Annotated in this window: 2 protein-coding genes; one reads left to right on the top strand and one right to left on the bottom strand. The window is 72.3% G+C overall.

Annotation, left to right across the window (positions count from 1 at the left end; all coding sequences use genetic code 11):
• A partial coding sequence (rho, locus tag PKA89_RS19965; RefSeq protein ID WP_324422568.1) for a transcription termination factor Rho occupies positions 1-1,345 on the top strand: 1,345 nt, incomplete at its 5' end.
• A 75-nt stretch (positions 1,346-1,420) separates the two neighbouring features.
• Here the strand turns inward: rho and PKA89_RS19960 are convergent.
• The coding region (locus PKA89_RS19960; RefSeq protein WP_324422565.1) for a GNAT family N-acetyltransferase at positions 1,421-1,875 on the bottom strand (455 nt) is incomplete at its 5' end.

Here is a 1,875-nt window from a genome sequence, read left to right as displayed (position 1 = left end):
GGAGCAGCGCGGCCAGGAGCGCCGCGACGACGACGAGGACGGCAGCGGCCGCGGTCGGCGCCGTCGCAACCGGGGTCGCAACCGCGACAAGCGGACCGGCCGCCCCCACGAGCAGGCCGGCGGCCAGCCCGCCGAGGCCGGTGAGCCGCAGATCCACGAGGACGACGTCCTCGTGCCGGTCGCGGGCATCCTCGACATCCTCGACAACTACGCCTTCGTGCGCACCACCGGCTACCTGCCCGGCAGCAGCGACATCTACGTCCCGATGCAGATGGTCAAGCGCTACGGCCTGCGCAAGGGCGACGCCGTCACCGGCAGCATCAAGGCGCCCCGCGAGGGCGAGGAGCCGCAGCAGCAGACCGTCGGCTCGCGCAACAACCGGATGAAGTACACGCCGCTCGCGCGCCTGGAGTCGGTCAACGCGATGACCCCGGACGACGCCCGGCGCCGCCCCGAGTTCGGCAAGCTGACGCCGCTCTACCCGCAGGAGCGGCTGCGGCTCGAGACCGAGCAGTCGATGGTGACCACCCGGATCATCGACCTCGTCGCGCCGATCGGCAAGGGCCAGCGCGGCCTCATCGTCGCGCCGGCCAAGGCCGGCAAGACGATGGTCATGCAGGCCATCGCCAACGCGATCACGACGAACAACCCGGAGTGCCACCTCATGGTCGTCCTCGTCGACGAGCGGCCGGAGGAGGTCACCGACATGCAGCGGGCGGTCAAGGGCGAGGTCATCTCCTCGACCTTCGACCGTCCCGCCGAGGACCACACCACCGTCGCCGAGCTCGCGATCGAGCGGGCCAAGCGGCTGGTCGAGATGGGTCACGACGTCGTCGTCCTGCTCGACTCGATCACCAAGCTCGGCCGCGCCTACAACCTCGCCGCCCCGGCGAGCGGGCGCATCCTCTCGGGTGGTGTCGACTCGGCCGCGCTCTACCCGCCCAAGAAGTTCTTCGGCGCGGCGCGCAACATCGAGAACGGCGGCTCCCTGACCATCCTGGCCACCGCGCTGGTCGAGACCGGCTCGCGGATGGACGAGGTGATCTTCGAGGAGTTCAAGGGCACCGGCAACATGGAGCTCAAGCTCGACCGCCAGCTCGCGAACCGCCGCATCTTCCCGGCCGTCGACGTCAACAACTCGGGCACCCGGCGCGAGGAGATCCTCCTCGCCCCCGACGAGCTGAAGATCATGTGGAAGCTGCGGCGGGTGCTCGCCGCACTGGACAGCCAGCAGGGCATCGAGCTGCTCCTGGACCGCCTCCGCAAGACCAAGACGAACTACGAGTTCCTCGTGCAGGTGCAGCAGACGAGCTCGATCAGGCTCGACGACGAGGACGACGCCTGAGGGCCGTCCCCGTCCGAGGAGAACACGCCGTGCGACCGCGAGGGGGCACGGCGTGTTCTCGTCCCGGCCGCGAGCTCAGCCGCGGGGTACGGCGAGCCGCATCGCCGGCTGGCCGACCGTGACGAACCCGCGCCGGGCGTAGAGGCGCGCCCCGGCCTCGGTGGCGAAGAGGTCGACGCGGGTGACGTCGGTCCGTTCGGCGAACCACGTGAGGAGGTCGTCGGTGCACGCGGCCGCGAGCCCGAGGCCGCGGTGGGCGGGCAGCGTCGCGACGTTGGAGACGAGGCCGACCGAGCCGTTCGGGGCGGACGGCCCCGGGACGAGGGCGGTGACCTCGCCGACGGCCGCCGAGACGACCGCCCCCGCCACCTCGGCGACGACGACCCGCACGCCGGCCGACCCGACGGCGTCGAGGAACCAGTCGCGCGCGCCGGCCCGCCACACCGGGTCGGCGAGGGAGGCGGGGGCGGCGCCCATCGCCTCGAACATCAGCGCGCGGAGGGCGACGAGCGCGTCGGCGTCGGCCCCGG

Source organism: Phycicoccus sp. (assembly GCF_035325325.1).
In the GTDB taxonomy this organism is placed as follows: Bacteria; Actinomycetota; Actinomycetes; order Actinomycetales; family Dermatophilaceae; genus Phycicoccus.
Note: the sequence above shows the minus strand (reverse complement) of the source record. Positions and strands in the feature narration are given on the sequence as shown.